Below are 26100 nucleotides of genomic sequence, written 5' to 3' on the forward strand. Positions count from 1 at the left end.
GAATCACCCATGTCCCACGGGTCCATCAAGCGACGCGACATGGTCAGGCTGACGGCGGGCGCGGCCCTCGCCGCATCCGCCGCCGCGGTCCCCTTCGCCACCGGCGCCGTCGGGGCGGACGACACGCCCACGACGGCCGACGGCGGCCACCCGGACCACGCCGCCGACGGCGACCACACCGAGACGTACCAGGGCCGCACCATCCGGGTCGCGGCCGGCGGCGCCGTGTTCATCGACGGGCGCCCGCTGCACCTCATGAAGTTCGCCGACGACGCCTACCTCAGCTCGCTGTGCCACTACGAGATGGCGCCGACCCCGCTGCACGCCGCCCGCCGCGCCGTCGAGGAGCTCCGCGGCGCCCGGCTGCTCCCGACCGCCCACGGCGCCCACGTCATGGACGCCACGACGCCCGCCTGACCCGACCGGCCCGGAACGGAGCTCCGCCATGGTGCACGTACGCAAGAACCACCTCGACATGACGGCCGAGGAGAAGCGACGGTTCGTCCACGCGGTCAAGGAGATCAAGCGCAGAGGGATCTACGACCGCTTCGTCGACCTGCACATACGCGTCAACTCCCAGGACTACCTCGACAAGGTGACCGGCAAGCGGCTCGGCCACATCAACCCCGGCTTCCTGCCCTGGCACCGCCAGTACCTGCTGCGCTTCGAACGGGAGCTGCAGAAGGTCGATCCGCGCGTCACGCTCCCGTACTGGGACTGGACCACCGACCACGGCGAGGACTCGCCGCTGTGGGCCGAGAACTTCATGGGCGGCAACGGCCGGCCCGGCGACCGCCGCGTCATGACCGGCCCGTTCGCCCGCGACAACGGCTGGGTCCTCAACGTCAGCGTGGTCCCCGTCGGCGACGAGAACCCGGCGCTCAACGGCAACTACACCCACGACGACCGGGACTTCCTGGTACGCGACATGGGCACGCTCACCGACCGGCTGCCCACCCCGAAGCAGCTCGACGACACCCTCGCCCTGAAGGTGTACGACTCCGCGCCGTTCAACCACACCTCCGGCAGCGAGCCGCCGTACGCGAGCTTCCGCAACCACCTGGAGGGCTACACCAAGTTCGCCTGGGAGGAGGCCGCGGGCAAGCTCCACGCCGCCGGTCACGTGTGGGTCGGCGGCCACATGATGTACATCGGCTCGCCCAACGACCCGGTGTTCTTCCTCAACCACTGCATGATCGACCGCTGTTGGGCCCTGTGGCAGGCCCGCAACCCCGAGGTGCCCCACTACCTGCCGCTGAAGCCGACCACGGACGTCCCCGACATCAACACCCCGCTGGGGCCGTGGCACACGATGACGCCGAAGGACCTCCTCGACCACACCAAGTGGTACCGCTACGACGACTGACACCCGACGGGCGCCGGACCGCGGTCTCCTCCCGGGGAGGCCGCGGTCCTGCGTCTCGCCGCGCCCGGGGCCTGATCCGCCGGACGGGCCCTACACCCATGTGGTGTGCGTGAAACCGAGGGTGGTCAGTCCCTCGGTCCGGCACAGCCGGTCGGAGGGGCCGTCGACCTCCGTCTGGACGAGCTGGTAGCCGGCGCCCTGGGACTGTCCCCAGTGCATGGCGGCCCGCCACAGGAGTCGCCCCAGGCCCCGGCCCCGGGCCTCGGGCAGGACGGCGAAGTACGGGGGCATGAGCTGGGGCCGGCCGGCCGCGTCGGGCCGCACCTCCATGGGGCCGATCGCGCCCGCGACGCGGCCGTCGACGGCGGCGGCGAGGACCGGGCCGCACCGGCCCGCCTGCATCCGGGTGTGGAGGAAGTCCAGGCCGTCCGCGGCCATGGCGGCGGCGAACGGCGCGAAGGTGTCCTGCACGGCGGCCGGCCAGGCGGTGACGGCGCGGACCGGGCCGCCCGGGGCGGGGCAGGGGCGGGCGGTGAGGTCCTTCAGCTGGATGCGGGTCCCGCGCGGGTGGGCGGCCTCGGGACCGGAGGGGCGCACGACCCGGGCGTCGACCGCGCCGTGCGCGGCGGCGAGCTTCGCGGCCAGTTCCGCCGCTTCGTCCACGACGCCGTCGCGCAGCCCGTAGGCGTAGACCCTGACGGTGCCGCGGCCGTGGCGGGTCAGGGTGGGGACGAGGGTGTGCTCGGGGTGGTGGACCACGTCGTCGCGCAGGACCCTCTCGTCCTTCTCGCCGCCCCAGCGCCGGTCCTTGTCGTAGGGCAGGAAGTCCCCCGTGACGGCCGCGCGCAGGATGTCCTCGAAGATCTCGACGGTCAGGGCGTCGGGATGGACCGGACCGAGAGTCGGCACGATCGGCGCGGTCAGTACGGGCCGGAGCCAGTCCCAGCGGAAGAACATGAGCGGCACCCTAACGGTGAACCGGGCAGGGCTCGGGCCCCGACGCGGGTGCGCCGGGGCCCGGACGGGGGGTCGGTCGGCCTACTTCTCCAGGCAGAACTCGTCGATGGGGTAGCCGACGTGCCGGTCCTCGCTCGGCAGGTAGCCGAGGACGACGTCGCCCGGCTTCAGCTCCGTGCTGTTGAGGACCACGCCGTTCGGGCCGAGGACCCGGACGTGCCAGTCGTCCTGGAGGATCAGGTTCACCCGCTGCCCGTTGGGGGCCTCGGCGTCGATGGAGATCAGCGGGCGGGACTCGATCTTCACCCGGCCGACCGTGACGAGCCGCGTGTTGCCCTTCACGTCCACGGCCGTGACCTTGCTGCCGGCCTTGAGCTCGCTGAGGTAGTTGGTGCGCTCGTCCTTCCCCAGTGTGTACGAGTGGATGGCGCCGGCGTTCACCCGGAAGGGGCGGGTCGGCATGTACGGCAGCGGGTGGGTCTCGCTGACGCAGAGGATCATGCCCTTGGAGTGCGAGCCGACCAGAATGCCCTCGTCCTCGCGGAAGTGCGTGCAGGTGTCGACGCAGGCCCGCTCGCCCATGCCGATGTGGGTGGTCTCGACGATCCGCAGCTCGGTGAGGTTGACGTTCGGCACGTCGGCCTCGGCGGCCCGCTTCAGGGCGGCGGTGTCGCCGACCTTCGCCGGCGCCATCATGACGCCGTCGGAGCCGTGCTCCAGGACGCCGAAGATGATCTCCGCCTCCTCGACGTCCTGGGCGACCGTGATGAGCGAGCCGGTCGCGCGGGCCGCGGCGGCGATCACGATCTCCAGCGGGATCTTCGTGGGGTCGCGGAACAGCAGCACGCTCCAGCGCTCGGTGCGCGCCGACTCGCAGGCGTCCTCGAGGGTGGGGGCGTCGACGATCTCGACGAACCGGCCGAACTCCAGGTCCGGGTGGCGCAGGGCGAGTTCGGCCGGGGTGACGCCGTGCCTGGCGGGGTCGACGATGACGACGGTCGCGTCGCCGAAGTCCTCCGGCAGCGGCCTGCCCTGCGGGAAGAGCACCTTGGTCACGGTCGGCGGCAGGTCCTTCAGGTCCGCGGCGTCGTCGGCGACGACCGCTTCCACGCGGTGGTGGAGGGCCTCCTGGAGGATCGCCTCGCGGGCCTCGCCGAGCGAGCGGATGTCGAGCCAGCTGATCTTCACGGAACTCTCCTGATCTGTCGGTGTGCTCTGCGGGGCGTCGGTGTGCGGTGGGGGCGGTGGTTCGGGTCTGCGGGGGCGGTGGTTGCGGTCTGCGGGGCGGCGGGTGCCTCCGGGCGGCGGGTGGCCGGCGGCCGCGGGGGCTCTAGAGGGCGGCGGTGTGCCGGCCGTGCACGAGGTCGGAGAGCTTGTCGGTGAGGGCGCCCGGGTTCGGCGCCTGGAAGACGTTGCGGCCCATCGCGATGCCGGCGGCGCCGCCGGCCAGGGCCTCCTCGACGTACGCGAGGGTGGCGGCCTCGTCGTCGTTGCGCGGCCCGCCGGTCACGACGACCGGGACGGCGGCGGTGGCGGTGACGTCGCGCATCGCGGCGACGGAGCCGACGTACGGGCTCTTGACGACGTCGGCGCCGAGGTCGGCGGCGAGCTGGACGGCGTGGGCGACGAGCGCCGGGTCCCGCGGGTTGTCGATCTTGGGGCCGCGCGGGTACATCATGGCGAGCAGCGGAACGTTCCAGCGGTCGCAGGCGTCGCCCACCGCCGCGAGGTCCGCGATCTGCTGCCGTTCCTCGTCGGAGCCCAGGTTGACGTGGACGCTGACCGCGTCGGCGCCGAGCCGCAGGGCCTCCTCGACGCTCGCCACCAGGTACTTGGCGTTCGGGTCGGGGGCGTGCACGGTGCTGGCGCTCAGGTGCAGGATCAGCGAGGTGTGGGCGAACCACTCGGGGTCGATCCGCCGCAGCGCGCCCTTGTGCAGCACGACGGCGTCGACGTGGTGCCGGGCCAGGTCGCCGACGAGCGCGCCGACCCGGCTGCCGCCGGTCACGGGGCCGTCGGTGACGGAGTGGTCGAGCGGAACGACGAGCAGCCGGTCCGGGGCGTGGCGGTGCAGCCTGCGCAGCCGTAAGCGGCGTGCGAAGGACAACTGGTCGGTCGTCATCGGTACTCCCGGGAGGGTGGTCAGGGCCGGGTGGCCAGGGTCAGCGGGGTGTCGCCCGGCGCGGCGTCGAGCTCGAACTCGGTGTGCAGGAGCCGGACCGCCCGGTCCGCGTCGGCGCGCGGCACGGTCACCGAGATCCGCAGCTGGGAGGCGGAGAACGCGCCGGCGGCGATGCCCCGGCCGGACAGCGCGGACAGCATCCGGGCCGCGTACTGGGGGCGGCTGAGCAGGCCCTTGCCGACGATCGACACCTTGGCCACGGAGTCGTCGACGGTGAGCGCGCCGGCGCCGTCGGCGGCGTGCGCGGCGAGGAACTCCCGTACCGCCGCGACCCGGGTGTGTGGCACGGTCAGGCCGATCGTGTGGCCGCCGCCGCGCTCCTCGTGCACGGAGGTCATGTCGGCGGGGACGGCCCGCCGGCCCAGCTCGCGGAAGACCGTGAGCGCAGGGTTCTCGGCGGCGCCCGCGGTGCGGACGGTGACCCGTGCCGCGTCCTGGTCGTGTACGACCGCCATGACGGCGGCCTGGGTCTCCAGCATGTCGTCCTCGTCCTTCGCGTGGATACGGGTGCCGGTCTCGGGGGCCGCCGAGTGGCCGACGTGGATGTCGAGGCCGCACAGCGCGGCGAGTTCGACCGCGCGCGAGTGCATGACCTTGGCTCCGGCGAAGGCCATCTCGGCCATGACGTCCATGTCGAGCCGGGGCAGCAGCCGGGCCGCGGGCACCACCCGGGGATCGGCGCTGAGGACGCCGGGCACGTCGGTGTAGATCTCGCAGTGCGTGGCGCCGAGTTCGGCCGCCGCGGCGACGGCCGTGGTGTCCGAGCCGCCGCGGCCGAGCGTGACGACGTCGCCGTGCGCGTCGACGCCCTGGAAGCCGGCGAGGACGACGACCCGGCCCGCGTCGAGCAGCCGCTCGGCGCGTTCGGTGTCGATCGCGACGATCACGCCAGCGCCCGGCGGCCCGGCGGCGAGGATGCCGGTCTGGGCGCCGGAGAGGGCGGTGGCGGGGGTGCCGAGGCGCTGCAGGGCCATCGCGGTGAGCGCGGCGGAGGCCGCCTCGCCGGTCGCGAGCAGCTGGTCGACCTCGCGGCCGTCGGCGTCGGGGTTGATCTCGCCGGCGGTGCGGATGAGGTGGTCGGTGGTCCTGCCCCGGGCGGAGACGACGACGGCGACGCGCCGGCCGGTGGCGGCGACGCGGGCGACCCGGCGGGCCACCCGGCGCAGGTGCTCGGTGGTGGCCAGCGAGCTGCCGCCGAACTTCTGCACCACTGTGCCCATGACTCCTCCGCTCGTCGGTGACCTCGTGCCACCGAGCCAACCCGAGCGCCGTATCGGACCCCGTATTGCGCGGGCTATCCGGAGCGCATCGGGCTCGCATCGGAGCGTGACGCCGGGGGGCCGGCGGAGGGCCGGGCGGAAAGCCGAGCGAAAAAAGGGGTTGATGGAGGTGCGGAGGGGTTCTTAGGGTGTGGGCACACGCGAAAGGAGGTGATCCGAAAAAATGGTTTCTTTTCGGACTCGTGAGGTGACTGCGGGCTAAGGCCTGCCGTCGCACTCTGTGCACCTCGGCAGGCCTTCTGCCGAACACCAACGCAGTCACCCGACCCGTGGGCCGCCGGTAAGTCCGGCCGGCTCCCGTCCGAACCTAGGCGGACGGGACCAAGGCCCACGGGTCGTCTGCGTTCACCGCGGTGCGCCGGCTCAGGGCGACAGGCGCTCGACCCGCCAGGTCTCCCCGTCCCGTACGTAACGCAGCCGGTCGTGCAGCCGGTTCTCGTGCCCCTGCCAGAACTCGACGGTGTCCGGTACGACGCGGAAGCCGCCCCACTCCGGCGGCACCGGCACCTGCTCGCGCTCCGGGTAGCGGGCGGCCAGCTCCTCGTAGCGGGCGAGCAGCTCGGCCCGCGACTCGATCACCGAGGACTGGTGGCTGGCCCACGCGCCCAGCTGCGAGCCGTGCGGCCGGGTGCGGAAGTAGGCCACCGTCTCGTCCCGGCCGACGCGGCCGGCGCGGCCCGTGACGACGACCTGGCGGGCCAGCGGGTGCCAGGGGAAGAGCAGGGAGACGTACGGGTTGGCGGCCAGCTCGCGGCCCTTGCGGGAGCCGTAGTTCGTGAAGAAGACGAAGCCGGCCTCGTCGTAGTGCTTGAGCAGCACCGTGCGGGAGGACGGGCGGCCGTCGGGGGTGGCGGTGGAGACGACCATCGCGTTCGGCTCGTGGATCGCCGGGCTTGCGGCGGTCTCCTTGAACCAGCGCGCGAACTGTTCGACCGGTTCGGGTGCGAGGTCGGCCACGGTGAGCTCCATGGTCCGGTACTGCTCGCGCATGTCGGCGGGATCGAGAGCGTCGGGATCGAGAGCGTCGGTCACGGGCCCATCCTGCCGTAGTGGCGCAGTCTGCCCGGCACCGCGTGCCGCTAACCCTTCCTCGCCGGAACGGCGCAGTGTGCCGGATGTCACGCTTCCCCGCATCATCGGAACCGTACAGACTCATGCGCTGGATCCCTGTTGCGTCTGACCAAGACCACCGGTCGAATGATTGATCATCGATCAGCCGTTCCCCACGACTGATCCTCAATGCTGGAGGAGCCGCCCCATGTCCGACTTCGTACCCGGGCTCGAAGGAGTCGTCGCGTTCGAGACGGAGATCGCCGAACCCGACAAGGAGGGCGGCGCCCTTCGCTACCGCGGGGTCGACATCGAGGACCTGGTCGGTCACGTCTCCTTCGGCAACGTGTGGGGCCTGCTGGTCGACGGCGCCTTCAACCCGGGTCTGCCGGCGGCCGAGCCGTTCCCGATCCCGGTGCACTCCGGTGACATCCGGGTCGACGTGCAGTCCGCGCTCGCCATGCTCGCGCCGGTCTGGGGCCTCAAACCGCTCCTGGACATCTCCGCCGAGCGGGCCCGCGACGACCTCGCCCGCGCCGCCGTCATGGCGCTGTCCTACGTCGCCCAGTCGGCGCGCGGCCAGGGCCTGCCGATGGTGCCGCAGCGCGAGATCGACAAGGCGCAGTCGGTCGTGGAGCGGTTCATGATCCGCTGGCGCGGCGAGCCGGACCCGAAGCACGTCAAGGCCGTCGACGCGTACTGGACCTCGGCCGCCGAGCACGGCATGAACGCCTCCACCTTCACCGCCCGCGTCATCGCCTCCACCGGCGCGGACGTGGCCGCGGCCCTGTCCGGTGCCGTCGGCGCCATGTCGGGCCCGCTGCACGGCGGCGCGCCGTCCCGCGTCCTCGGCATGATCGAGGAGATCGAGCGGACGGGCGACGCGACGGCGTACGTGAAGCAGGCGCTCGACAACGGCGAGCGGCTGATGGGCTTCGGCCACCGCGTCTACCGCGCCGAGGACCCGCGCGCCCGCGTCCTGCGCCGCACGGCCAAGGAGCTCGGCGCGCCGCGCTTCGAGGTCGCCGAGGCACTGGAGAAGGCGGCCCTGGAGGAGCTGCACAACCGCCGCCCCGACCGCGTCCTCGCCACGAACGTCGAGTTCTGGGCCGCGATCGTGCTCGACTTCGCCGAGGTCCCGGCGCACATGTTCACGTCGATGTTCACCTGCGCCCGTACGGCGGGCTGGTCGGCGCACATCCTGGAGCAGAAGCGCACCGGCCGGCTCGTGCGCCCCTCGGCGCGCTACACGGGCCCCGGCCAGCGGGACCCGCGCGAGATCGAGGGCTACGCCGACATCACCGGCTGACCGTCCTTGACCAGCAGGTCCGCGTGGTGGCGGGCCGCCGCGAGCGGGTGGGCGCGCAGCTTGCCCTTCAGCTCGTTGAAGCCGTACTCGGCGAACAGCGGGTTCGCCGGGTCGGCGGTCACGCCGGGCGCGGACGCGGCGTACGGGAATTCCAGCGGGGCGATCCGCGCGTCGAGCCGCGGGTTGTAGAAGAACGGGATGGAGAACCGCTCCGTCGCTCCGGGCGGTGACACCACGCGGTGGTTGGTGGCGACGAGGTAGCCGTTCGTCGCCACCTCCAGGAGCTCCCCCAGGTTCACGACGAACGCGCCCGGCAGCGGCGGCACGTCGTGGAAGACGCCGTCCTCCCGCTCCACCTGGAGCCCGCCCACGTGGTCCTGCAGGAGCAGGGTGAGGAAGCCGTAGTCCTTGTGCGCGCCGACGCCCTGGTCGTCGCCCTCGCCGCTGCTGCCGGGGTAGCGGACCAGCTTGAGGTGCGGGTGGGCGCGGGCGCCGAAGACGTCGTCGTAGAAGTCCGGCGCGGCGCCGATGGACGCGAGCAGCTCGTGCAGCAGCCGCTCGGCGACGCCGGACAGCCGCTCGACCCAGTTGAGCGCCGCGAGGCGCAGCTCCGGCAGCACCTCGGGCCACTGGTTGGGCCCCTGCAGCCACCAGTACGGTGGCTCTCCCGGCGCCGGTACGTGCGCGGGACGCTCGGCCCCGATGTCCAGCTGGTCCCGCCAGTCCCGGGCCCCGCCGGTGCGCTCGTCGCCGATCCGGGTGTAGCCGCGGAAGTGCGGCGAGTTGGTGGTGTCGAGCGCGAGCCGGTCGCCCTCGGGCAACGCGAAGAACGCGTGCATCGCGTCGGTCAGCGCCCGGGTCTCGGCCTCGGTCACACCGTGCCCGACGAGCTGGAAGAAGCCCACGTCATGGGCGGCGGAGTGAAGCTGCGCGTGCAGCAGACGACGGGCCTGGGGCCCGCGGTCGGCGGCGGAGAGGTCGACGATGGGAAGCTGCGAGGGGTAACTCATGATCTGCGTCCGCGGTGGGTGTACGGCGCCCGGGATCCGGATGTGCGGCAGGTCGTGCCGTATCGTGTGGTCCGTACCGGGCGATGGGTGGGGCGTGGGGTCAGGGACGACCCGGACAGCCCATGCTCGCGACGCGGAGGAAGTCCACGTGGCGGCGACGTACGAGCGAAAGCATGCGACCAGCGTACTGCGGGGCCGCGGGGGCGGCTGTGGCCCGCGTCACGCGGGGCGGGGTCGGGCTCCCGGGCACCGGGTCAGGCCGGGTTGCGCACGTCCCCGGCTCGTCAGCCCAGGGCGTCGTCCAGGAGTTTCGTCCACTGGGCGACGACGCGTTCGCGGCGGGCGCGGTCGTCGGTGAGGAGGGTGGCGAGGCCCAGGCCGCGGGCCATGTCGAGGAGGCCCTGGACGGACTCGCGGACGCCGGGCTTCGACTCGTCGGCGCCGAGGAGTTCGACGGCGATGCGGTGCGACTCGCGGCCCACGCGGGCTTCGAGCTCGGTGACGCGGGGGCGGAGCTGTTCCTCGTCGGACGCGGCCACCCAGAGGTGGAGGGCGGCGCGGAAGAGGGGGCCGGTGAAGAGGTCGACCAGGGCCGCGACGGCCTCGTGACGGCCGACGGCGGGGAGCTCCCGCAGCGCCTGGGAGCGTTCCTCCGCCACGTACTCGACCGCCGCCGTGAACAGGTCCTCCCGGGTCGGGAAGTGGTGCTGGGCGGCGCCGCGGGACACCCCGGCGCGTTCCGCCACCACCGCGACGGTGGAGCCCGCCCAGCCGTGCTCGGCCAGGCAGGCCACCGCCGCCTCCAGGAGCCGCTGCCGGGTGGCGCGGCTCCTGTCCTGCTTCGGGCCGGTCAGAGCCGCCACATCGGGTCCCGTCGTTCGAGGAAGGCCGTCATCCCTTCGCGCGCCTCGGCCGAGGCGAACAGCGAGGCCGACAGCTGCACCAGCTCCTCCGCCTCGCGCTCGAAGGTGTCCAGGACTCTAGCCGTGACCAGCCGCTTGGCCTCGCGCAGCCCCTGCGGTGAGCCCTGCCGCAGGCCGTCGAGGATCCGGTCCCGCTCGGCGAGCGGCGCCGTCACCAGGCCCGTCCGCAGCGCCTCCGCCGTGCCGAAGCGCTCTCCCGTCAGGTAGTACCGGGCCGCCGCCCGCGGCTCCAGCCGCGGCAGCAGGGTCAGCGAGATCACCGCGGGCGCCACCCCGATCCGTGCCTCCGTGAGCGCGAAGTCCGACTCCTCCGAGGCGAGGACGATGTCACAGGCGCCGAGGAGCCCCAGGCCGCCGGCCCGGGCATGGCCGTCGACGACGCCGACGACCGGCTTCGGCAGCTCGACGATCTGCCGGAGCAGGTCGACGAAGGCGTACGGGCCGGGCGGGGCCTTCAGGTCGGCGCCCGCGCTGAACGTTCCGCCGGTGTGGGTGAGGACCACCGCCCGTACCGCCGGGTCCTTGCCGCACGCGGCGAGCGCGTCGGCGAGCTCGGCCACCAGGGGCGCCGAGAGCGCGTTGCGGTTGGCCGGGGAGTCCAGGGTGAGCGTGGTGATGCCGCGGTCGTGCGCGGTGCCGACAAGGCTCATGTGCGGTCCCTCAGTTCCCGGCGCAGGATCTTGCCCGACGCCGCTCGGGGCACGGTGGCGACGAACTCCACCTGCCGGATCTTCTTGTACGGTGCCACCCGCTCGGCGACGTAGCCGAGGACGTCGGCGGCGGACAGCTCCGCCGCGTGCGGCTGGCGCACCACGAAGGCCTTCGGCACCTCCGTGCCGTCGCCGTCCACGACACCGATGACGGCCGCGTCCGCGATGCCCTCGTGGGTGAGGAGCAGCGCCTCCAGCTCGGCCGGCGGCACCTGGAAGCCCTTGTACTTGATGAGTTCCTTCACCCGGTCGACCACGTACAGCCAGCCGTCCTCGTCGACCCGCCCGACGTCCCCGGTGTGCAGCCAGCCCTCCTCGTCGATCATCGCGGCCGTGGCCTCGGGCCGGCCCAGGTAGCCCTTCATGACCTGCGGCCCGCGGATCGCGATCTCGCCCTCCTCGCCCGGCGGCACGTCCTTCGCCCGGTCGTCGAGGGAGACCAGCCGCATCTCGGTGCCCGGCAGCAGCCTGCCGACGGTGCCGGGCGGGGGAGGGTTCTCGGTCCCGAGCGGGACCAGGTGGGTGGCCGGAGACAGCTCGGTCATGCCGTACGCCTGGAGGATCGGCGGCAGCCCGAGCCGCGCCGAACACGCCTCGGCGAGCGCCGCGTCGAGCGGGGCGGCCGAGCAGACGATGTACCGCAGCGACGACAGGTCGTAGTGCGCGACCGCCGGGTGCTTGGCGAGCGCGAGGACGATCGGCGGCGCCACGTACAGGGCGTTGATCCGGTGCTTCTCGATCGCGGCGAGGAAACCGTCGAGCTCGAAGCGCGGCAGCACGACGACGGTCGCGCCGCGCCGCAGCGGGGCGTTCATCAGCGCCGTCAGGCCGTACACGTGGAAGAACGGCAGCACGGCGAGGATCCGGTCGCCCGGCCCCATCGGCATGAGGGGTTCGAGCTGCGCGAGGTTGGTGGCGATCGAGGTGTGGGTGAGCATCACGCCCTTGGGGATGCCGGTGGTGCCGGAGGAGTACGGCAGGGCGGCGACGTCCGTGTCCGGGTCGATGACGGGGGCGGGCTCGGGGGCGGTGGAGGCGAGGAAGGCCTGGAGGGAGCGGACCGGGGCGGCGGCGACGTCGGGCGCCACGGCGGCCTCGGGAGGCCCGGGTGCCTTCGCCGGCTTCGCCGCCTCGGTCGGCGCCGGTGCCTCGGAAGCCTCCGGCGCCTGGTCGCAGACGAATACCTCCTCGACGCCGCCCGCGAGTTCGGCCGCCGCGCGGGCCGTCGCGAGCAGCGGCGACACGGTCACGATCCAGCGCGCGGCGCAGTCGCGGAGCTGCTTGGCGAACTCCTCGGGCGTGGCGAGCGGATGCACGGTCGTGACGGACGCGCCGGCGCGCGTCGCCGCGTAGAAGGCGACCGGGAACAGCACGGTGTTGGGGCTGTGCAGCGCGAGCACGTCCCCCTTCCGCACGCCCGCCTCCGCCAGTCCCGCGGCGACCCGCCGGTGGAAGGCGTCCACCTGCCCGTACGTGAGCGTGAGCGCCCCCTCCCCGCCGGTGCCGTCGATCAGCGCGGGCTGCTCGCCGAACTCGGCGGCGCGGCCGAGGACGGCGTCGTGGATGGGGAGGGAGACGACCGGGACGTCGGCGTACTCGCTGCGAAACACCATGCGTGCGTGCCCCCTGACTCTGGGTGTTGGTGGCGACAGGATGGCTCGTACCGGTACGGCTTGGGGCGACCTCGGAAGGCCCTGGCTGGACCTTGGCAGCAGGACGGGAAACAAGCAAGCGTGCATGCATGATTCGGGTTTATGGATGGCGTGCCCGGGCGGGGTGTGGTTACGATCGCCGCGATGACGACTCACTCTGTTCTCAGATTGGGGGTCCCGTCCGCGCAAGGTGAGTGCTGATGCTCACTCATGACGCGAACGGTGAGACCCGTTTCCTCTCCTTCTGGCCGCGCGTGCGCGAGTTCGCCGTGCCGGCCTCCGTGATCGAGACCGCGACCGCCCGCCGGCTCGTCGGCGACTGGGCCGGGGCGTGCGCCGCCGCGGGCTTCGACGTCGACCTGGACCTCACGTCCCTCGCGCGTCGCCGCGGCCGGGAGCTCGCGGCCCGGGTCCGTTCCGACCTCCGGCACCTGGCGCCCGACCTGCTGCGCTGGCACATGCCGCGGATCGCCCCCGACGGACTGCTGCGGCCCGGCCTCACCGTCCCTCTGGCCCGGTACGGCCCGGTGCACCTGGTGGTGCGCACGGCGCCGGCCTGGGCGGACGGCGGGCAGCGGATCAGCCTGGCCCTGTGGGACGGGGACAGGGTGGGGGCCGAGGCCGCCGCCCGGCACCCGCACCCCCGGCCGAGCCGACGCTTCCGGCTCGACCTGCACCGACATCTGTGGGACGCCCGCAGGGCCGGTGAACTGCGGGAACGCTCCGGGGCCGCCTGCGGGCCGCCACGACCGGACGCCGAACGGTGGGCGGCCGAGGCCCGGATCCTGCTCGCCGCGGAAGGGCGGTCCGCGGGCCGCGTCGCCGTACGGGCCGGGGACCGGCGCCTCGTCGTCGACGTCGGGCGGCCGGACGCGGTCGCGGGCGTCGAACCCGGCCCCGCCGACGGCCCGTTGCCCCTCCTGCCCGACGCGGCGACCTGGCTGCCGCCGGACCTGGAGCTGCTGCGGGCCGGTGCGATCGAGGCCGACCGGCTGCACCCGCTGGTCGCCGCCGCGCTCGTACCGGAACACGCCGGCACCGAGCCCCCGGCACCTCCCGATCCACGCGCGCCCCGCGTCGTGGAGTGCCGTGGCGCGCCGCACCGGATCGCCCTGGTCGACGGCGTCCTCGCTGCGCTGGACCACGACCCGGACGAGCTGCGGCGCGAGGAACTGCTCGTCGCCCTGTCCGGCACCCCGCTGCCCTGCCTGCGGATCATCGACGAGGCGCACCGCCGGCCCGACAGCCTCGACGACGTACGGGAACGACTGCGGCACGGCGACACGGCCGGGGCACTGGCCGCCGTCGAGGGCCTGCTCGGTCCCGAGGCGGTGCTGCGGTCCGGCCCGCTCCAGGAGGCCCTGGAGGCCGCCGCCGAACGGCGGCTCGTCCACGGGCTCTACCGGGCCGGACTGGCCGGGTTCGAGAACGACCGGCCGCCCGTCCGCCCCACCCCTCCGCAACTACGCCGATCCGCCCGCTTCCGCCCTCGGCACGCCGCCGGTCACTGACCGCGCCCGCTGCTCACGCCCTCGGCGCGCCCTCGGGCAGGGACCCGCGCCCACCCACTGACACCTCCGAACGCCGTCCAGCACGGACCCGCGCCCACTCACTCACACCCCCGGCACACCCTCAGGCACAGACCCGCGCCCACCCACTCGCGCCCCGCACGCCCTCGGGCCCAGACCCGCGCCCACCCACTCACACCCCCGCACGCCCTCAGACACAGACCCGCGCCCACCCACTCGCGCCCTCAACCCCCCAGGTGATGCTCATGACTTCTTCCTTTCCCACGTCCACTCCGCCGGCCCAGCTCGACGTCGCCGCCGATCTGCTCGCCCTGCTGCGTGACACCCGCACCGAGCCCCGCCCCGACACCCAGCTGGAGGCGCTGACGCTCGCCGTCGCCGCCGACCTGCCGGTGCTGCTGTGGGGCGAGCCCGGCATCGGGAAGACCGCCGCGCTGACGCAGCTCGCCGAGGAGCTCGACCTGCCGCTCACCACGGTGATCGCCAGCGTCCACGAGCCGTCCGACTTCTCCGGGCTGCCGATCGTCGGCGACGACCCGGCCGAGCAGGGCGTGCCGCTGGCCCCGCCGGACTGGGCCGTACGCCTCGTGCGGGCCGGGCGCGGGCTGCTGTTCCTGGACGAGCTGTCCACCGCCACGCCCGCCGTGCAGGCCGCGCTGCTACGCCTGGTCCTGGAGCGGCGCATCGGCTCGCTGCAACTTCCTTCCGGGGTACGGATCGTGGCCGCGGCCAACCCGCGCGCCTCGGCCGCCGACGGCTGGGAGCTGAGCCCGCCGCTCGCCAACCGTTTCGTGCACCTGCGGTGGGCCCACGACCACGAGGTGGTGGTGCGCGGGCTCGGCGGCACGTGGCCGCGGGCGAGTCTGCCCAGGCTGGACGCAAGTCTGCTGCCGCAGGCCGTGGACCGCGCCCGCCGGGCGGTGTGCGGGCTGCTCGGCACCCGGCCCGCGCTCGTCCACCGGCTGCCGAGCACCGAGACCCGCAGGGGCGGGGCGTGGCCGTCGCCGCGCAGCTGGGACATGGCGCTGTCCCTGATCGCCTTCGCGACCGCCGCGGGCTCGTCACGGGACGTGCTCTCGCTGCTCGTCCGCGGCACTGTCGGTGACGGGCCCGGGCTCGAACTCCTCGCCTGGCTCGACCGGATGGACCTCCCGGATCCCGAAGTGCTGCTCGCCGACCCGGCGGCCGCCGAGCTGCCGGAGCGCGGCGACCGCCGCCAGGCCACCCTCGAAGGCGTGGTGGAGGCGGTCAAGGCCCGTCCCGAGAAGGATCGTTGGGACGCGGCGTGGACCCTGCTCGTACGGGCCCTGGAGACCGGGGCGCCGGACCTGGTGGTGGTGCCGGCGACCACCCTGGCCGCGCTGCGGCGGGAGGACTGGGACGTTCCGGAGGCGATCGAGCGGCTGGCGGGCGTGGTGTCGGTGTCCCGGCGCGCGGACCGCTCGGTGGCGCGCGCGACCACCGTGGGTGCGGGCCGATGAGCGCCGGCACGCCGCGGCACCAGGGCCTCGACCGGGAGAAGCTGTTCGCGGCGCGGCTGCACGCCGTACGCGTACGGCCGTATCTGGCGACCGCGCTGTTCGCCCTGCACGTCGTCGAGTCGCGGCGGGTGCGGACGATGGGGGTCGACCGGTGGTGGCGGTGCTACGCCTCGCCGGCGTTCGTGGCCGCCACCTCCGTCGAGGAACTCGCCGGCGTCTGGGTGCACGAGGTGTCCCACCTGCTCCGCGACCACCACGGCCGCAGCGACCGGGTGGCCCGCGAGCGCGGGCTCACCGGCGCGTCGGAGCGGCTGCGGATGAACATCGCCGCCGACCTCGAGATCAACGACGACATCTACGGCGAAGGGCTCGTGTGCCCCGAGGGCGCGCTTCTGCCGTCGGACCTGCGGCTCCCGTCGGACGGGCTGATGGAGGACTACCTGCGGCAGTTCCAGCTCGGCTCGTGGCTGCCCGACCTGGCCGCCTGGCTGGACTGCGGCAGCGGCGCCGACGGTCTGGACCGGGAGTGGGAACTCGGCCCGGGCGGCGCGGACGGGCTGAGCGAGCAGGAGCGGGACGCCGTCCGGTTCCGGGTGGCCCAGGGCATCACGGGCCGCCCGGGCGGTGTGCCGGCGGGCTGGCAGCGGTGGGCGGAGGAGGCGTTCCACCCGCCGCAGCCGTGGCGGCAGCTCCTCGGCGCGGCGGTGCGCTCGGCCGCCGCCGCGGCCGGCGCGGGTGACGACCACAGCTACGGCCGGCCGTCCCGCCGCTCGGTCGCCCTGCCCGGCACCGTCCTGCCGAGTCTGCGCCGCCGCCCGCCCCGGGTGTCGGTGGTCGTCGACACCTCCGGGTCGGTCAGCGACGCGGAACTGGGCAGCGCGCTCCTGGAGGTCACCGCCATCTCCCGGGCGGTGGGCGGCCGGCGCGAACTGGTCGACGTCGTCACGTGCGACGCGGCCGCCCGCGTGGTGCACCCGCTGTGCCGGGCGGAGGGCATCCCGCTGGTCGGCGGTGGCGGCACGGACCTGCGTACGGGCTTCGCCACCGCCCTGCGCTCCCGCCCGCGCCCCGACGTCCTGGTCGTCCTCACCGACGGCCAGACCCCCTGGCCGTCCGACCGCCCGCCGTGCCGCACGGTCGTCGGCCTGTTCCCCAGGGACGCCGCGTACGTGAACGAGAACGACCCCGACTACGTACCCGACGCACCGCCGGACTGGGCGCACGTGGTCGACATCGGCTGAGGGACCGGACGGTACGGGCGATCGGCTCTCCGCCGCTTCTCCTACGACCGAGCGGTTCCGCGACCCACCGGACGAGGCCTAGGCTGCGCGGTATGGCCTATCTGCTGATTCGTCAGAAGTTCGCCGACTACGCCCGATGGCGCGAGGCGTTCGACTCGCTCGGAGAACAGCGCGCCGCCCTCGGTCTCGAGACCGTCGCCGTCACCCGGAACATGGCCGATCCGGCGGAGGCCGTCGTCCTCTTCCGGTTCGACGACGTCGAGCAGGTGCGGAAGCACTTTCCCTCGCCCGCGCTCGAAGAGGCCTGGCGGCGTGGTGGCGTCATCGAGGGCACCAACCAGGCCACCTTCCTCCAGGAGGACGTCACACTCTGACGACCCCTACGGCATGCCGGGGAGCCGGACCGTGACGGTGAGACCGCCGCCGGGGCGGGGGGTGAGGTCGAGGGTGCCCTCGTGGGCGCGGACGACGCTGTGGACGATGGCGAGGCCGAGGCCGGCTCCGGCGTGCTCGTCGGTGCGCACGCGTTCCGTGCCGCGGCGGAAGGGTTCGGTGAGGGTCGGGACCAGTTCCGGCGGGAGCGGGCGGCCCGTGTTCTCGACCCGCAGCACGGTCGCGTCGCCCCGCTCCTCGGTGTGGACGGTGACGGTGCCGTCGGCGGGAAGGTTGTGGACGACGGCGTTCTGCACGAGGTTCGTCACCATCCGCAGCAGGAGCTCCCCGGAGCCGCGGGTCCGCGCCGGTCCGCCGGTCACGTCGAGGGTGATCCCGCGCTGTTCGGCGAGCGGGAGCAGGGTCTCCGCGGCCTCTTCGGCGACGAGGGAGAGGTCGACCTCCTCGCGGCTGAAGGTCCCCCGGTCGCTGCGGCTGAGCAGCAGCAGGGCCTCGGTGAGGTCGGTCGCGCGCGTGTTGACGGCCTGGAGGCGGGCGAGGAGTTCGTCCCGGTCCCGCGTGGGGTCCCTGCGGGCGACGTCCAGCAACGCCTGCGAGATCGCCAGCGGGGTGCGCAGCTCGTGGGAGGCGTTCGCGGCGAACCGCTGCTGCTCGGCGACGTGCGACTCGAGCTGTTCGAGCATCGTGTCGAACGCGTCGGCCAGTTCGCGGAACTCGTCCTGGCGGCCCTCCATCCGGATCCGGTGCGACAGCGATCCGCTCCCCGCGGTCCGCGCGGCGGCCGTGATGCGGGTGAGCGGTGCGAGCATCCGGCCCGCGAGGAGCCATCCGCCGACGAGGCCGAACACGAGCAGGAAGCCCATCGCCACGGCCGCCGCGGGGAAGAAGGTGCGCACGAGGAGGTACCGGTTGGGCGAGACGCCGAGCAGACCCTGCTCGTTGTCGGGCACGTAGCGCAGCAGGAAGCCCCACACCACGGCCAGCAGGAGGGCGCCGGCGACGGCGAGGAAGCCGGCGTAGCTGAGGGTGAGCTTGAGCCGGACGCTGAGCCCGGGGCGTCTACCGGTCATGGGCGCCGCCGGTGTCGATGCGGTAGCCGGTGCCCGGGACCGTGGCGATGATCCACGGTTCGCCGAGGCGCTTGCGCAGGGCCGAGACGGTGATGCGGACGGCGTTGGTGAACGGGTCGGTGTTCGCGTCCCAGGCCCGTTCGAGGAGTTCCTCGCTGCTGACGACCCCGCCCTCGGCGGCGACGAGGACCTCCAGCACCGCGAACTGCTTGCGCGTGAGCGCCACGTACCGCCCGTCGCGGAAGACCTCCCGGCGGAACGGGTCGAGGCGCAGGCCCGCGATCTCGCGGACCGGTGGCCGGGCGTACGCGCGCCTGCGGTCGAGGGCCCGCAGCCGCAGGACGAGCTCCCGCAGCTCGAACGGCTTGGTGAGGTAGTCGTCGGCACCGAGCGCGAACCCCGACTCCTTGTCGTCGATCCGGTCGGCCGCGGTCAGCATGAGGATCGGGATGCCACTGCCGGAGGCGACGATGCGCCGGGCGACCTCGTCGCCCGAGGGGCCCGGGATGTCGCGGTCGAGGACCGCGATGTCGTAGGAGTTGACGCCGAGCAGTTCCAGGGCGGTGTCACCGTCGCCGGCGACGTCGGCGGCGATCGCCTCCAGGCGCAGGCCGTCCCGGACGGCTTCGGCCAGGTAGGGCTCGTCCTCCACGATCAGTACGCGCATGCGCGAAGCCTAGGCAACCGGCCGTGGCGCCGCCGTGTGCGCGGCGTCCGACGTGTGCGCGGTGTCCCACGTGCCGCGCCACCAGCGGCGCGAGGCCAGCGCGGCGAGACCGGCGCCGGTGGCGTTGACCAGGACGTCGTCCACGGACGACACCCGGTCGAGCCGCAGGACGTACTGCGCGGTCTCGACCAGGACCGAACAGCCGGCCCCGAGCGCCAGGACCCGCGGCACGGACGCCAGTGCCGCCCACCGCACCGGGGCGAAGAACCCGAGCGACGCGAACACCAGCAGGTTGCCGCCGATCCCGAGCGGCCCCATCGTGACCAGGTCCCGCAGCGGCACCAGGCTCACCCGCCCCGGCACGACGCCGGCCCCGGAGCCCGGCATCATGGTCATCCACACCCACGGCACCGTCCCGTGGACCATGGCCACCTCGGCCAGCGACAGCCGCCACGCCGACGCGACACCGGCGGCACGCCGGCGCCACGCCAGGGCCCACACCACCAGCAGGCTCGACGGGATCGTCACCAGCGTCATGAGCACCACGCCGTTGAACGTGTCGAAGCACCCGTGCCACTGTCCCGCCATGCACCGCGGCGCGGACATCAGGAGCGGTCGGCGCATGACGAACAGGGCGCCCGCCAGGCCGAGGACCGCCACGCCGATGAACACGGCGCGGCGCGTGCGGGTGCGCGTCCGCGCGCGGCCAGGCGGTGCCGGCGGGGCTGACGGTGCCGGTGGGGATGCGTCCAGGGGCGCGTCCAGGGTTGCGTCGTGGCTCATGCCCCCATGGGACACGGAGGGCCGTTGCGGCGGCGTATGCGGTTTTCGATACGCCGGCGATATGCCCGCGATACGCCCGCGAGTACGCCACCATCCGCTCACCCGTACGGCGACGGAGCCGGTTCTACGACGCAGCGACCGCGCGACGCGTCGTCCGGATCAGCAGGGTCCCCGCCAACGCGGCTGCCGCGATGAGCGTCGCGAAGGCCGTGGAGGACGTGGCCACGTCGGTGGCGTCGCTGAGGTAGCCGGTCAGGATCGGCAGGATGCCCGCGAACAGGTAGCCGCCCGCGCTGAGGGCGGCGTTGGCCTCCGCGAGGCGGGTCGGCGGCACCTCGGTGCCCAGGCGGGTGAAGCCTCCGTACTGGCTCATGCCCTGGCCGATGCCCGCGAGGACCGCGGCGGCGGTGAGGGCGGTGAGCGAGCGGGCGTGGACCGCGGCGGCCGTACCGAGCATGGCGAGGCCGGTGACGACGCCCGCGGCGGCCAGGACGCGGCCCGGCGGCACCTTCTTCGCGAGGAACTGGACGCCGGTGGACGCGCCGAACATCAGGCAGCCGATGCCCCCGGTGATCAGGCGGTTGGTGGTGTGCAGGAGTGAGCCGAGCAGGGTGGGGCCCAGGGCGAGCAGCAGGGAGGTTCCCGTCATGCCCGGGGCGTACGCCATGAGGCTCGTGACCAGCCCGCGGCGGTTCGCGCGGGGGACGGAGGGCAGGCGCAGCCACCCGGTACCGGCGGAATCCCGTTCGGCCGACTCCCGCTCGGCCAGATGCCGGCCGGCGGACTCCCCCTCACCCGGACGCCCGTCACCCCGACTCCCGTCGGCGTGTGCCTCTGGGCGTGGCAGGAGCCGGTGGACGACCGCCGCCGCGGACAGCAGCAGGAGTCCTTCGACCACGAAGGCGGTGACGGTGGGGGCGCCGACGTACTGGGAGACGGCGCCGCCGACCAGGGGGCCCGCCGCGAGGCCCGTGCCGATGGCGACGGACGCGGCGAGGGACGCCTGGGTGCGGCGCCCGGGGCCGCCGACGTGGACGACGGCGGCCGTGCCGGCGGAGAGGGCGGCGCCGACGGCCACGCCGGTGAGCAGCCGCGCGACGAGGAGCGTGAGGACGTCGCCCGCCGTCATGAACAGCGCGCAGGCGACGAGCCCGGCGGCCAGTGCGGGGATGAGGACGCGGCGGGCGCCGTAGCGGTCGGCGAGGACGCCGGTGAAGGGGAGGGCCAGGAGCAGACCGCCGATGTAGGCGGCGAAGACGACGGTCGTCATGCCGGTGGAGTAGCCGATGCGGTGCTGCCACAGGCCGAGGAGCGGGGTCGGGATGTTGGACAGCATGAACACGGCCGTGATCGGCCATGCCGCTGCCCAGACATCCCAGGACCGCCGGGGTTCGCGCTTCACAGGCCGCGGAGGAGCGGGAGCAGTTCGGCTGCCGTGCGCCGCACCGCGGTGCGGTAGGCGGCTTCCGTCAGCTCGCTCGTGGGCAGGCGCAGGATCAGGTGACGGGCCCCGTTCCTGACGTACTGCCCCAGCCAGTCGGCGACTTCCTCGGGGGTGCCGCCGAAGATGCCCTGGGTGGTGCGCATCGTGGTCAGCGGCAGTCCGTAGTAGGCCTGGAAGTAGGACCAGAGGGTGTCCTCGGCCTGCTGCCGGGTCCGGTCGACGGCGACGGAGAGGTAGACGGCTCCGGTGACGGCTCCGTCGGGGCGGCCCGCTTCCCGGCGTGCGGCCTCGACCTGGTTCCAGCCCTCGGCGTACTTCTCGGGGGTGGTGGAGGTGGGCATCCAGCCGTCGAACCGGTGCCCCGCACGCTGCAGCATCTTGGGTCCGGAGTGGGCGATCCACAGCGGCGGGCCCTGCGGCTGGTGCGGTACGGGCAGCAGGGCGGCGTCCTTGAGCCGGTAGTGCTTCCCGTCGTACGAGACGGGGTCGCCCTTGGCCGCCCACAGGGCCTGGCAGATCTCGACGGTCTCGCGCATGCGCCCGAAGCGGCTGGTGAAGTCGAGCCCGTAGTTGCCGAACTCGCGTTCCGTGGCCGGTGAGGCGAATCCGGATCCGATGCCGGCGATGAGCCGACCGGCCGACATCCTGTCGAGGCAGGCCAGTTCGTGGGCGAGGTGGACGGGCGGGCGCAGCGGCATGAGGACGGCGGTGCCCAGCTGCAGGCGCTCGGTGGCGGTGGCGGCCGCGGTGAGGGCGAGCAGCGGGTTCATCCGGGAGCGGGCCAGGGGCGATTCGCCGGCCCACACCGAGTCGAAGCCGCTCTCCTCGGCGAGGGCCGCGATGGAGGCGAGGTTCTTCGGGTAGGGGCCGTCGTCGACGACGGACTCGCGTCCGGGCAGGACGATGCCCACCTTGAGGCCGGTCACAGGTCCCACCCCTGTCCGGGGACGATGCCCTCGATCTCGACGAGGAGGTCGTCCCGGCAGACGGCGACGTTGAGGTACTTCACCTCAGCACCAGCACCAAGCGCCTCTTCACAGACTTCACGTACTGCCGGAATGTCGCCGTCATGTCGCACGTACACCTTGATCAGCCGGAGGTCCTTGAGGTCGTGGTCGGTGTCGACGCCCTGGGGCGCGAGGTTGTCGCGGGAGATGAGGTGCGCGATGTTGTCGAGGGTCTGACGGGTCTGGCTGCGCACGTCGCCCCGGTGGACGGTCTCGTGGCCGAGGATGGAGGCCGTGCCCGAGACGTAGAGGGTGTCGTCCAGGAGGGTGGCCCGGGCGAAGCTGGGCGGCTTGGGGCCGTACTGGTCGGGATAGTGGTACGCGGCGGTCTGGTTGCTGTTCTCCACGTGGCGGGGCACTCCCCCGCGGGTGGCGAGCAGGACGAAGGCGATGCCGCGGCCCTGGGTGCCGATGCCGGTGGCGGCGGGCAGCTGGGCGGTGCCGTCGCCGAGGTGGGTGCGGAAGGCCTGGGCGCGGCCCTGGACGAAGTCCTGGTAGACCTCCATGCCCTCGGCGTTGGTGCCGATGATGTCGCCGACGAAGTTCCACATGCGGAAGATGTGGCCGTAGTCGAGGTGGCCGACGAGCGCGAAGGCCTTCTCGTACAGGGCACGGACCGGGGGCGTGTAGACGTCCTGTTCCGGCAGGAGCCCGGCGATGAACAGGTGCCGGCCGTCGTGGGCGTACGCGAGGTCGTCGCGCACGGCCCAGCGGGGGCTGGCGTCCACGGTCCACACCTCGCGGAACGGTTCGCCGTTGGCCACGGCCATGGGCACGGTCAGGTCGGGGTTGCCGTGGTCGGTGAAGGCGAGGCGGGCGGTGTCGCCGTAGGTGACGGTCGCCAGGACGTGCCGGCCCGGTTCGGGCTCGGGTATCTCGGTGGCGGGGACGAAGCGGGCGCGGATGCTCACGTCAGCAGCCTCCTTCGACGCTGCACGCGGCGCCTTGGACGGCGGCGGCCTCCGCCTGCGCGGCCTGTGCGTCGAGGAGCGCCTTGCGCAGCTGCGGGACGCTGGGGACGCCTTCGATCCGGGTGTCGCCGACGAGGAGGGTGGGCACGGACTGGATGCGGTGGGCGGCGGCCTCGCGCAGGGCGTCCTGGTGGGCGGCGGTGTAGGTGCCGTTGTCGAGGGCGGCGCGTAACTCCTCGCCGTTCAGGCCGATCTCCTCCGCGAGCCGGACGAGGACGTCCAGCTGTCCGAGGTCCTGGTCCTCCTGGAAGAAGGCGCGGAACATGCGGGCGGTGTACTCGGCGCCCTTGCCCTGTTCGGCGGCGTACTGGTAGCCCTCGAACGCGAGCCGGGTGTACGGCTGCGGGGAGACCGTGGGCAGCGTGATGTCGACGCCCATGCGGCGGGCCATGGGATAGACGGCGCGCTGCCAGATGGCGGGCAGGTACTCGTCCTCGGGGCGCAGGGTGGGGTGGGGGTGGGGGCGGAGCTCGAAGGGCTTCCACTCGATCTCGACGTCGAAGCCGAGGCCTTCGGTCGCCTCTTCCAGGGGGCCTTCCGCCAGCATGCAGAAGGGACAGACGTAGTCGGACCAGATCTGGATCTTCACCGGGTCGCTCGTGGCGGGGTCGGTCACGGAATCACTCGTCGCGGGGTCGGTCACGGGATCACTCGTCGCGGGGTCGGTCGTGACGGGGTCGGTCACGGTGGGGGCGGTCGTGACGGGGTCGGTCGCGCTGGGGTCGGTCACGGTGGGGTCGGTCACGGTGGGGTCGCTCATTGCATCCGGCCTTTCCGGCCGGTCAGGAACTCCTGGAACGGCACCTCGCTCCCCTCGACGGGGGCGTGCGTCACCTTGAGCGGCCAGGTGGTGGGGTCGGCGGAGAAGATGGAGTACGAGCCGGCGTAGTCGAAGCCGTAGGCCGCCGCGGTCCTGCGGTCGGCCGCGTACACGATGTGCTCGACGTTGAAGTAGAGGGCGGCCATGTAGCAGAGGGCACACGGCTCGCCCGAGGCGATGAGGGTGGATCCCGCGACGCCGAACCGGCCGGCCTTGCGCGTCGCCGCGCGCAGGGCGACGACTTCGGCGTGGGCGGTGGGGTCGTTGTCCTCGGCGACGCGGTTGAAGCCGGTGCCCAGGACGTGGCCGTCGCGTACGACGATCCCGGAGAAGGGGATGCCGCCTTCGGCGACGTGCTGTCGGCTGATCCTGACCGCTTCCTCCACGTAGGGGGCGAGCTGGTCGAGTGAGTCTGTTCGCATGGCGGTCCTTTGCGGGGCGGGGGGCTGGCGACGGGTGCCGGGCGGGCACCGCACCCGGGGCGGCCCGTCGTCCGGCCGAGAGCTGCCCGGGTGTGCTGCGGTGTGCTCAGACCCCGGCGTTCTGGGCCGCCTGCGGACGCTCGACGGCTTCCTGGGTGTCGTCCGCGCCGCTCGTCTTGTCGGCGAGCTTGAGCCAGACGACGCCGGCGATGATGACGGCGAGCCACAGGGACTGGACGAGGTTCAGTCCCTCGTCGAAGAAGACGGGGCCGAGGGCCGCGGCTCCGGCCGCGCCGATGCCGGCCCAGACGGCGTAACCGGTGCCGACGTCGATGGTCTTCAGGGCGACGCTCAGCGCCCACAGCGTCAGCAGGAAGAAGACGACGGCGACCAGGGACCAGGTCAGGCGGGTGAAGCCGTGGCTTCCGCCGACCGAGAGCGCGTAGCCGATCTCGAAGACACCGGCGAGGAGGAGCATGAGCCAGGCGTTGGCCGCGGAGCTGTTGGCGTTCGAGGACATGAGCGGAGTTCCTTTCGCGAAGACGCGGGAGCGTGAGGCGGTGGAGCGTCAGGCGGTGGCGCCTCAGGGGTGACGCTCGGGAGTTGGGATGACGCTTGGGGTGAAGCCTGGGGTGACGCTTGGGGTGACGCTTGGGGTGAAGCTTGGGGAAGGTGACGCCGGGGAGCCGAGGCCTACGGGGGTGAGGCCTCTGACGGTCGGCGCGGGCCCGGTGGGGCCGGCGATCAGGCGGCGGCGCCGCTGAGCTGGAGGCCGACGACGCCGGCGATGATCACCACGATGCCCAGCGCCTTCTTCCAGTTGAGCTTCTGGCCGAACAGCAGGGCGCCGAGGAGGGTGATGCCGACGCCGGAGACCGAGGTCCACAGGGCGTATCCGACGCCGACGTTGAACGTCAGCAGGGCCCGGCTGAGGAAGTAGGTGCCGAGGGCGCCGCTGACCAGGGTGATGGCGGTCCACTTGCGGTTCTTGAAGCCTTCGGCCTTGCCGGCGGCCAGGGCGACGCCGATCTCGAAGACGACGGCGATGGCGAGGTAGAGCCACTGCATGAGGGAAACCCCTTCCACTTCGTTGCTTGTACATGCAAGAACAGGATGACCGACCGCTGCCGGGGGCGCAATCGGGGGAACGCCAGGAGCTTGCATGAGCATGTACTCTGCTGTCAAACAGCCACTCCAGGGAGGACACACCTATGGCAACTCCGCCCCTCGCGACCCAGCGCAATTCCGACCACGCCGTCTGGAACCGGGTACTCGCCCTCCATGCGCACGTGGAGCGCGAACTGACGCTGGCGCTGCAGCGACGGCACTCGATCGGCCTGTCGGAGTTCCGCTCCCTGGAACACCTGCACCGCTCCGAGACGAACGAGCTGCGCATGCAGGACCTGGCCGACAAGGTCGGCCTCGGCCAGTCGTCGGTGACCCGGCTCGTGGGCCGGCTCGAATCGGCGGGCTTCGCCTTCAAGGACCTGTGTCCGTCCGACAAGCGCGGCGTGTACGCGGTCATCACGGACGAGGGACGGCAGCGCTACGAGGCCGCGCGCGCCACCTATACGGAGGTCCTGTCGTCCGCGCTGAACACGTTCGCCGCCGACCCGGAGCTCGGCCCCACGGTCCAGGCGCTGCGGACGCCCCGGGACTGACCGGCACCTCCAGCCGGCACCCGCCCCACCCCACCCCCTCCATCCGCACCACCCCACCCCCTCCACCCCGCACCCCACCCCCTCCACCCCGTCCCCGCGCCCCTCTCCACCCCGTCCCGCACAACTCCACACACGTCAGACGGCCCCGCGACGCGGTGCAGCCGTCCGGACC

Annotated in this window: 26 protein-coding genes and 1 pseudogene; 8 read left to right on the top strand and 19 right to left on the bottom strand. The window is 73.2% G+C overall.

Annotation, left to right across the window (positions count from 1 at the left end; all coding sequences use genetic code 11):
* Window positions 1-9 precede the first annotated feature (9 nt).
* A complete protein-coding gene (locus tag ACFWJO_RS25135; RefSeq protein WP_386868529.1) occupies window positions 10-417 on the top strand; it encodes a tyrosinase family oxidase copper chaperone in 408 nt (135 codons plus the stop codon).
* A gap of 28 nt (window positions 418-445) precedes the next feature.
* The gene (gene griF, locus ACFWJO_RS25140) at window positions 446-1366 is read left to right on the top strand and encodes a grixazone synthase (protein WP_386868531.1); all 921 of its coding nucleotides are present in this window, start codon (window positions 446-448) and stop codon (window positions 1364-1366) included.
* 90 nt (window positions 1367-1456) lie between these two features.
* On the opposite strand, the gene ACFWJO_RS25145 is transcribed toward griF, so the two are convergent.
* The 5 genes and pseudogenes from ACFWJO_RS25145 to pdxH all read right to left on the bottom strand — a co-directional run bounded on the left by ACFWJO_RS25145 (window position 1457) and on the right by pdxH (window position 6775).
* Complete coding sequence (locus ACFWJO_RS25145) at window positions 1457-2323, bottom strand: GNAT family N-acetyltransferase (protein ID WP_386868533.1); 867 nt, start codon at window positions 2321-2323, stop codon at window positions 1457-1459.
* Between the two features lie 81 nt (window positions 2324-2404).
* The gene (griH, locus tag ACFWJO_RS25150; protein WP_386868577.1) at window positions 2405-3511 is read right to left on the bottom strand and encodes a 3-amino-4-hydroxybenzoic acid synthase; all 1107 of its coding nucleotides are present in this window, start codon (window positions 3509-3511) and stop codon (window positions 2405-2407) included.
* Window positions 3512-3637: 126 nt separating this feature from the next.
* Window positions 3638-4445, bottom strand: a pseudogene (locus ACFWJO_RS25155) (2-amino-3,7-dideoxy-D-threo-hept-6-ulosonate synthase); the annotation flags it as partial.
* A gap of 20 nt (window positions 4446-4465) precedes the next feature.
* Entirely contained in the window at window positions 4466-5725 is a 1260-nt protein-coding gene (locus ACFWJO_RS25160; protein ID WP_386868535.1) for an aspartate kinase, read from the bottom strand.
* A gap of 423 nt (window positions 5726-6148) precedes the next feature.
* Entirely contained in the window at window positions 6149-6775 is a 627-nt protein-coding gene (gene pdxH / locus ACFWJO_RS25165; protein ID WP_386868578.1) for a pyridoxamine 5'-phosphate oxidase, read from the bottom strand.
* 268 nt (window positions 6776-7043) lie between these two features.
* Here pdxH and ACFWJO_RS25170 point away from each other — a divergent pair, with 268 nt between their 5' ends.
* Complete coding sequence (locus ACFWJO_RS25170) at window positions 7044-8144, top strand: citrate synthase 2 (RefSeq protein ID WP_384418447.1); 1101 nt, start codon at window positions 7044-7046, stop codon at window positions 8142-8144.
* On the opposite strand, the gene ACFWJO_RS25175 is transcribed toward ACFWJO_RS25170, so the two are convergent.
* The 4 genes from ACFWJO_RS25175 to ACFWJO_RS25190 all read right to left on the bottom strand — a co-directional run bounded on the left by ACFWJO_RS25175 (window position 8123) and on the right by ACFWJO_RS25190 (window position 12397).
* A complete protein-coding gene (locus ACFWJO_RS25175) occupies window positions 8123-9154 on the bottom strand; it encodes an isopenicillin N synthase family dioxygenase (RefSeq protein ID WP_386868537.1) in 1032 nt (343 codons plus the stop codon). The genes ACFWJO_RS25170 and ACFWJO_RS25175 overlap by 22 nt on opposite strands.
* Window positions 9155-9438: 284 nt before the next feature.
* Window positions 9439-10017: a TetR/AcrR family transcriptional regulator gene (locus ACFWJO_RS25180; RefSeq protein WP_386868539.1), complete on the bottom strand. Its 579-nt coding sequence runs from the start codon at window positions 10015-10017 to the stop codon at window positions 9439-9441.
* Complete coding sequence (locus ACFWJO_RS25185; RefSeq protein WP_386868541.1) at window positions 10005-10727, bottom strand: enoyl-CoA hydratase family protein; 723 nt, start codon at window positions 10725-10727, stop codon at window positions 10005-10007. The genes ACFWJO_RS25180 and ACFWJO_RS25185 overlap by 13 nt, the downstream gene beginning before the upstream one ends.
* On the bottom strand, window positions 10724-12397 hold the full coding sequence (locus ACFWJO_RS25190) for a 4-coumarate--CoA ligase family protein (RefSeq protein WP_386868579.1): 1674 nt from the start codon (window positions 12395-12397) through the stop codon (window positions 10724-10726). Before ACFWJO_RS25190 ends, ACFWJO_RS25185 begins: the two co-directional genes overlap by 4 nt.
* A gap of 242 nt (window positions 12398-12639) precedes the next feature.
* Between ACFWJO_RS25190 and ACFWJO_RS25195 the strand changes: the two genes are divergently transcribed.
* The 4 genes from ACFWJO_RS25195 to ACFWJO_RS25210 all read left to right on the top strand — a co-directional run bounded on the left by ACFWJO_RS25195 (window position 12640) and on the right by ACFWJO_RS25210 (window position 17064).
* Window positions 12640-13950 carry a hypothetical protein gene (locus ACFWJO_RS25195; protein ID WP_386868543.1) on the top strand — a complete coding sequence of 437 codons (1311 nt, stop codon included), beginning with the start codon at window positions 12640-12642 and terminating at the stop codon, window positions 13948-13950.
* 263 nt (window positions 13951-14213) lie between these two features.
* Window positions 14214-15449, top strand: coding sequence for an AAA family ATPase (locus ACFWJO_RS25200; protein WP_386868545.1), 1236 nt, complete (start codon window positions 14214-14216; stop codon window positions 15447-15449).
* Complete coding sequence (locus ACFWJO_RS25205) at window positions 15446-16690, top strand: VWA-like domain-containing protein (RefSeq protein WP_386868547.1); 1245 nt, start codon at window positions 15446-15448, stop codon at window positions 16688-16690. The genes ACFWJO_RS25200 and ACFWJO_RS25205 overlap by 4 nt, the downstream gene beginning before the upstream one ends.
* A gap of 92 nt (window positions 16691-16782) precedes the next feature.
* Window positions 16783-17064: a hypothetical protein gene (locus ACFWJO_RS25210; protein ID WP_386868549.1), complete on the top strand. Its 282-nt coding sequence runs from the start codon at window positions 16783-16785 to the stop codon at window positions 17062-17064.
* Window positions 17065-17070: 6 nt separating this feature from the next.
* Here the strand turns inward: ACFWJO_RS25210 and ACFWJO_RS25215 are convergent, their stop codons facing one another.
* The 10 genes from ACFWJO_RS25215 to ACFWJO_RS25260 form a co-directional block, all read right to left on the bottom strand.
* Entirely contained in the window at window positions 17071-18153 is a 1083-nt protein-coding gene (locus tag ACFWJO_RS25215; RefSeq protein ID WP_386868551.1) for a sensor histidine kinase, read from the bottom strand.
* Window positions 18143-18820 (bottom strand): response regulator transcription factor, encoded by a 678-nt coding sequence (locus tag ACFWJO_RS25220; protein ID WP_386868553.1) that lies wholly within the window; start codon window positions 18818-18820, stop codon window positions 18143-18145. The genes ACFWJO_RS25215 and ACFWJO_RS25220 overlap by 11 nt, the downstream gene beginning before the upstream one ends.
* 9 nt (window positions 18821-18829) lie before the next feature.
* On the bottom strand, window positions 18830-19603 hold the full coding sequence (locus ACFWJO_RS25225) for a VanZ family protein (RefSeq protein ID WP_386868555.1): 774 nt from the start codon (window positions 19601-19603) through the stop codon (window positions 18830-18832).
* A 124-nt stretch (window positions 19604-19727) separates the two neighbouring features.
* A complete protein-coding gene (locus ACFWJO_RS25230; RefSeq protein WP_386868557.1) occupies window positions 19728-20939 on the bottom strand; it encodes an MFS transporter in 1212 nt (403 codons plus the stop codon).
* Window positions 20940-21001: 62 nt separating this feature from the next.
* Window positions 21002-21973 carry an LLM class flavin-dependent oxidoreductase gene (locus ACFWJO_RS25235; protein ID WP_386868558.1) on the bottom strand — a complete coding sequence of 324 codons (972 nt, stop codon included), beginning with the start codon at window positions 21971-21973 and terminating at the stop codon, window positions 21002-21004.
* On the bottom strand, window positions 21970-22965 hold the full coding sequence (locus ACFWJO_RS25240; protein ID WP_384418411.1) for an FkbO/Hyg5 family chorismatase: 996 nt from the start codon (window positions 22963-22965) through the stop codon (window positions 21970-21972). Before ACFWJO_RS25240 ends, ACFWJO_RS25235 begins: the two co-directional genes overlap by 4 nt.
* A gap of 1 nt (window position 22966) precedes the next feature.
* Window positions 22967-23785: a DsbA family protein gene (locus tag ACFWJO_RS25245; protein WP_386868560.1), complete on the bottom strand. Its 819-nt coding sequence runs from the start codon at window positions 23783-23785 to the stop codon at window positions 22967-22969.
* A complete protein-coding gene (locus ACFWJO_RS25250) occupies window positions 23782-24267 on the bottom strand; it encodes a nucleoside deaminase (RefSeq protein WP_384418405.1) in 486 nt (161 codons plus the stop codon). The genes ACFWJO_RS25245 and ACFWJO_RS25250 overlap by 4 nt, the downstream gene beginning before the upstream one ends.
* 106 nt (window positions 24268-24373) lie before the next feature.
* The gene (locus ACFWJO_RS25255; RefSeq protein ID WP_386868562.1) at window positions 24374-24787 is read right to left on the bottom strand and encodes a DMT family transporter; all 414 of its coding nucleotides are present in this window, start codon (window positions 24785-24787) and stop codon (window positions 24374-24376) included.
* 224 nt (window positions 24788-25011) lie between these two features.
* A complete protein-coding gene (locus ACFWJO_RS25260) occupies window positions 25012-25335 on the bottom strand; it encodes a DMT family transporter (protein ID WP_386868564.1) in 324 nt (107 codons plus the stop codon).
* Between the two features lie 143 nt (window positions 25336-25478).
* Between ACFWJO_RS25260 and ACFWJO_RS25265 the strand changes: the two genes are divergently transcribed.
* Window positions 25479-25928: a MarR family winged helix-turn-helix transcriptional regulator gene (locus ACFWJO_RS25265; protein WP_384418398.1), complete on the top strand. Its 450-nt coding sequence runs from the start codon at window positions 25479-25481 to the stop codon at window positions 25926-25928.
* Window positions 25929-26100 lie beyond the last annotated feature (172 nt).

It is taken from the genome of Streptomyces sp. NPDC127092 (assembly GCF_042722475.1).
GTDB lineage: Bacteria > Actinomycetota > Actinomycetes > Streptomycetales > Streptomycetaceae > Streptomyces.

Coding starts and splice junctions, on each gene's coding strand:
- ACFWJO_RS25135 (WP_386868529.1), top strand. CDS start 10: ATGTCCCACGGGTCCATCAAGCGACGCGACATGGTCAGGCTGACGGCG.
- griF (WP_386868531.1), top strand. CDS start 446: ATGGTGCACGTACGCAAGAACCACCTCGACATGACGGCCGAGGAGAAG.
- ACFWJO_RS25145 (WP_386868533.1), bottom strand. CDS start 2,323: ATGTTCTTCCGCTGGGACTGGCTCCGGCCCGTACTGACCGCGCCGATC.
- ACFWJO_RS25160 (WP_386868535.1), bottom strand. CDS start 5,725: ATGGGCACAGTGGTGCAGAAGTTCGGCGGCAGCTCGCTGGCCACCACC.
- pdxH (WP_386868578.1), bottom strand. CDS start 6,775: ATGCGCGAGCAGTACCGGACCATGGAGCTCACCGTGGCCGACCTCGCA.
- ACFWJO_RS25170 (WP_384418447.1), top strand. CDS start 7,044: ATGTCCGACTTCGTACCCGGGCTCGAAGGAGTCGTCGCGTTCGAGACG.
- ACFWJO_RS25175 (WP_386868537.1), bottom strand. CDS start 9,154: ATGAGTTACCCCTCGCAGCTTCCCATCGTCGACCTCTCCGCCGCCGAC.
- ACFWJO_RS25185 (WP_386868541.1), bottom strand. CDS start 10,727: ATGAGCCTTGTCGGCACCGCGCACGACCGCGGCATCACCACGCTCACC.
- ACFWJO_RS25195 (WP_386868543.1), top strand. CDS start 12,640: ATGCTCACTCATGACGCGAACGGTGAGACCCGTTTCCTCTCCTTCTGG.
- ACFWJO_RS25200 (WP_386868545.1), top strand. CDS start 14,214: ATGACTTCTTCCTTTCCCACGTCCACTCCGCCGGCCCAGCTCGACGTC.
- ACFWJO_RS25205 (WP_386868547.1), top strand. CDS start 15,446: ATGAGCGCCGGCACGCCGCGGCACCAGGGCCTCGACCGGGAGAAGCTG.
- ACFWJO_RS25210 (WP_386868549.1), top strand. CDS start 16,783: ATGGCCTATCTGCTGATTCGTCAGAAGTTCGCCGACTACGCCCGATGG.
- ACFWJO_RS25215 (WP_386868551.1), bottom strand. CDS start 18,153: ATGACCGGTAGACGCCCCGGGCTCAGCGTCCGGCTCAAGCTCACCCTC.
- ACFWJO_RS25220 (WP_386868553.1), bottom strand. CDS start 18,820: ATGCGCGTACTGATCGTGGAGGACGAGCCCTACCTGGCCGAAGCCGTC.
- ACFWJO_RS25225 (WP_386868555.1), bottom strand. CDS start 19,603: ATGAGCCACGACGCAACCCTGGACGCGCCCCTGGACGCATCCCCACCG.
- ACFWJO_RS25230 (WP_386868557.1), bottom strand. CDS start 20,939: ATGCTGTCCAACATCCCGACCCCGCTCCTCGGCCTGTGGCAGCACCGC.
- ACFWJO_RS25245 (WP_386868560.1), bottom strand. CDS start 23,785: ATGAGCGACCCCACCGTGACCGACCCCACCGTGACCGACCCCAGCGCG.
- ACFWJO_RS25250 (WP_384418405.1), bottom strand. CDS start 24,267: ATGCGAACAGACTCACTCGACCAGCTCGCCCCCTACGTGGAGGAAGCG.
- ACFWJO_RS25255 (WP_386868562.1), bottom strand. CDS start 24,787: ATGTCCTCGAACGCCAACAGCTCCGCGGCCAACGCCTGGCTCATGCTC.
- ACFWJO_RS25260 (WP_386868564.1), bottom strand. CDS start 25,335: ATGCAGTGGCTCTACCTCGCCATCGCCGTCGTCTTCGAGATCGGCGTC.
- ACFWJO_RS25265 (WP_384418398.1), top strand. CDS start 25,479: ATGGCAACTCCGCCCCTCGCGACCCAGCGCAATTCCGACCACGCCGTC.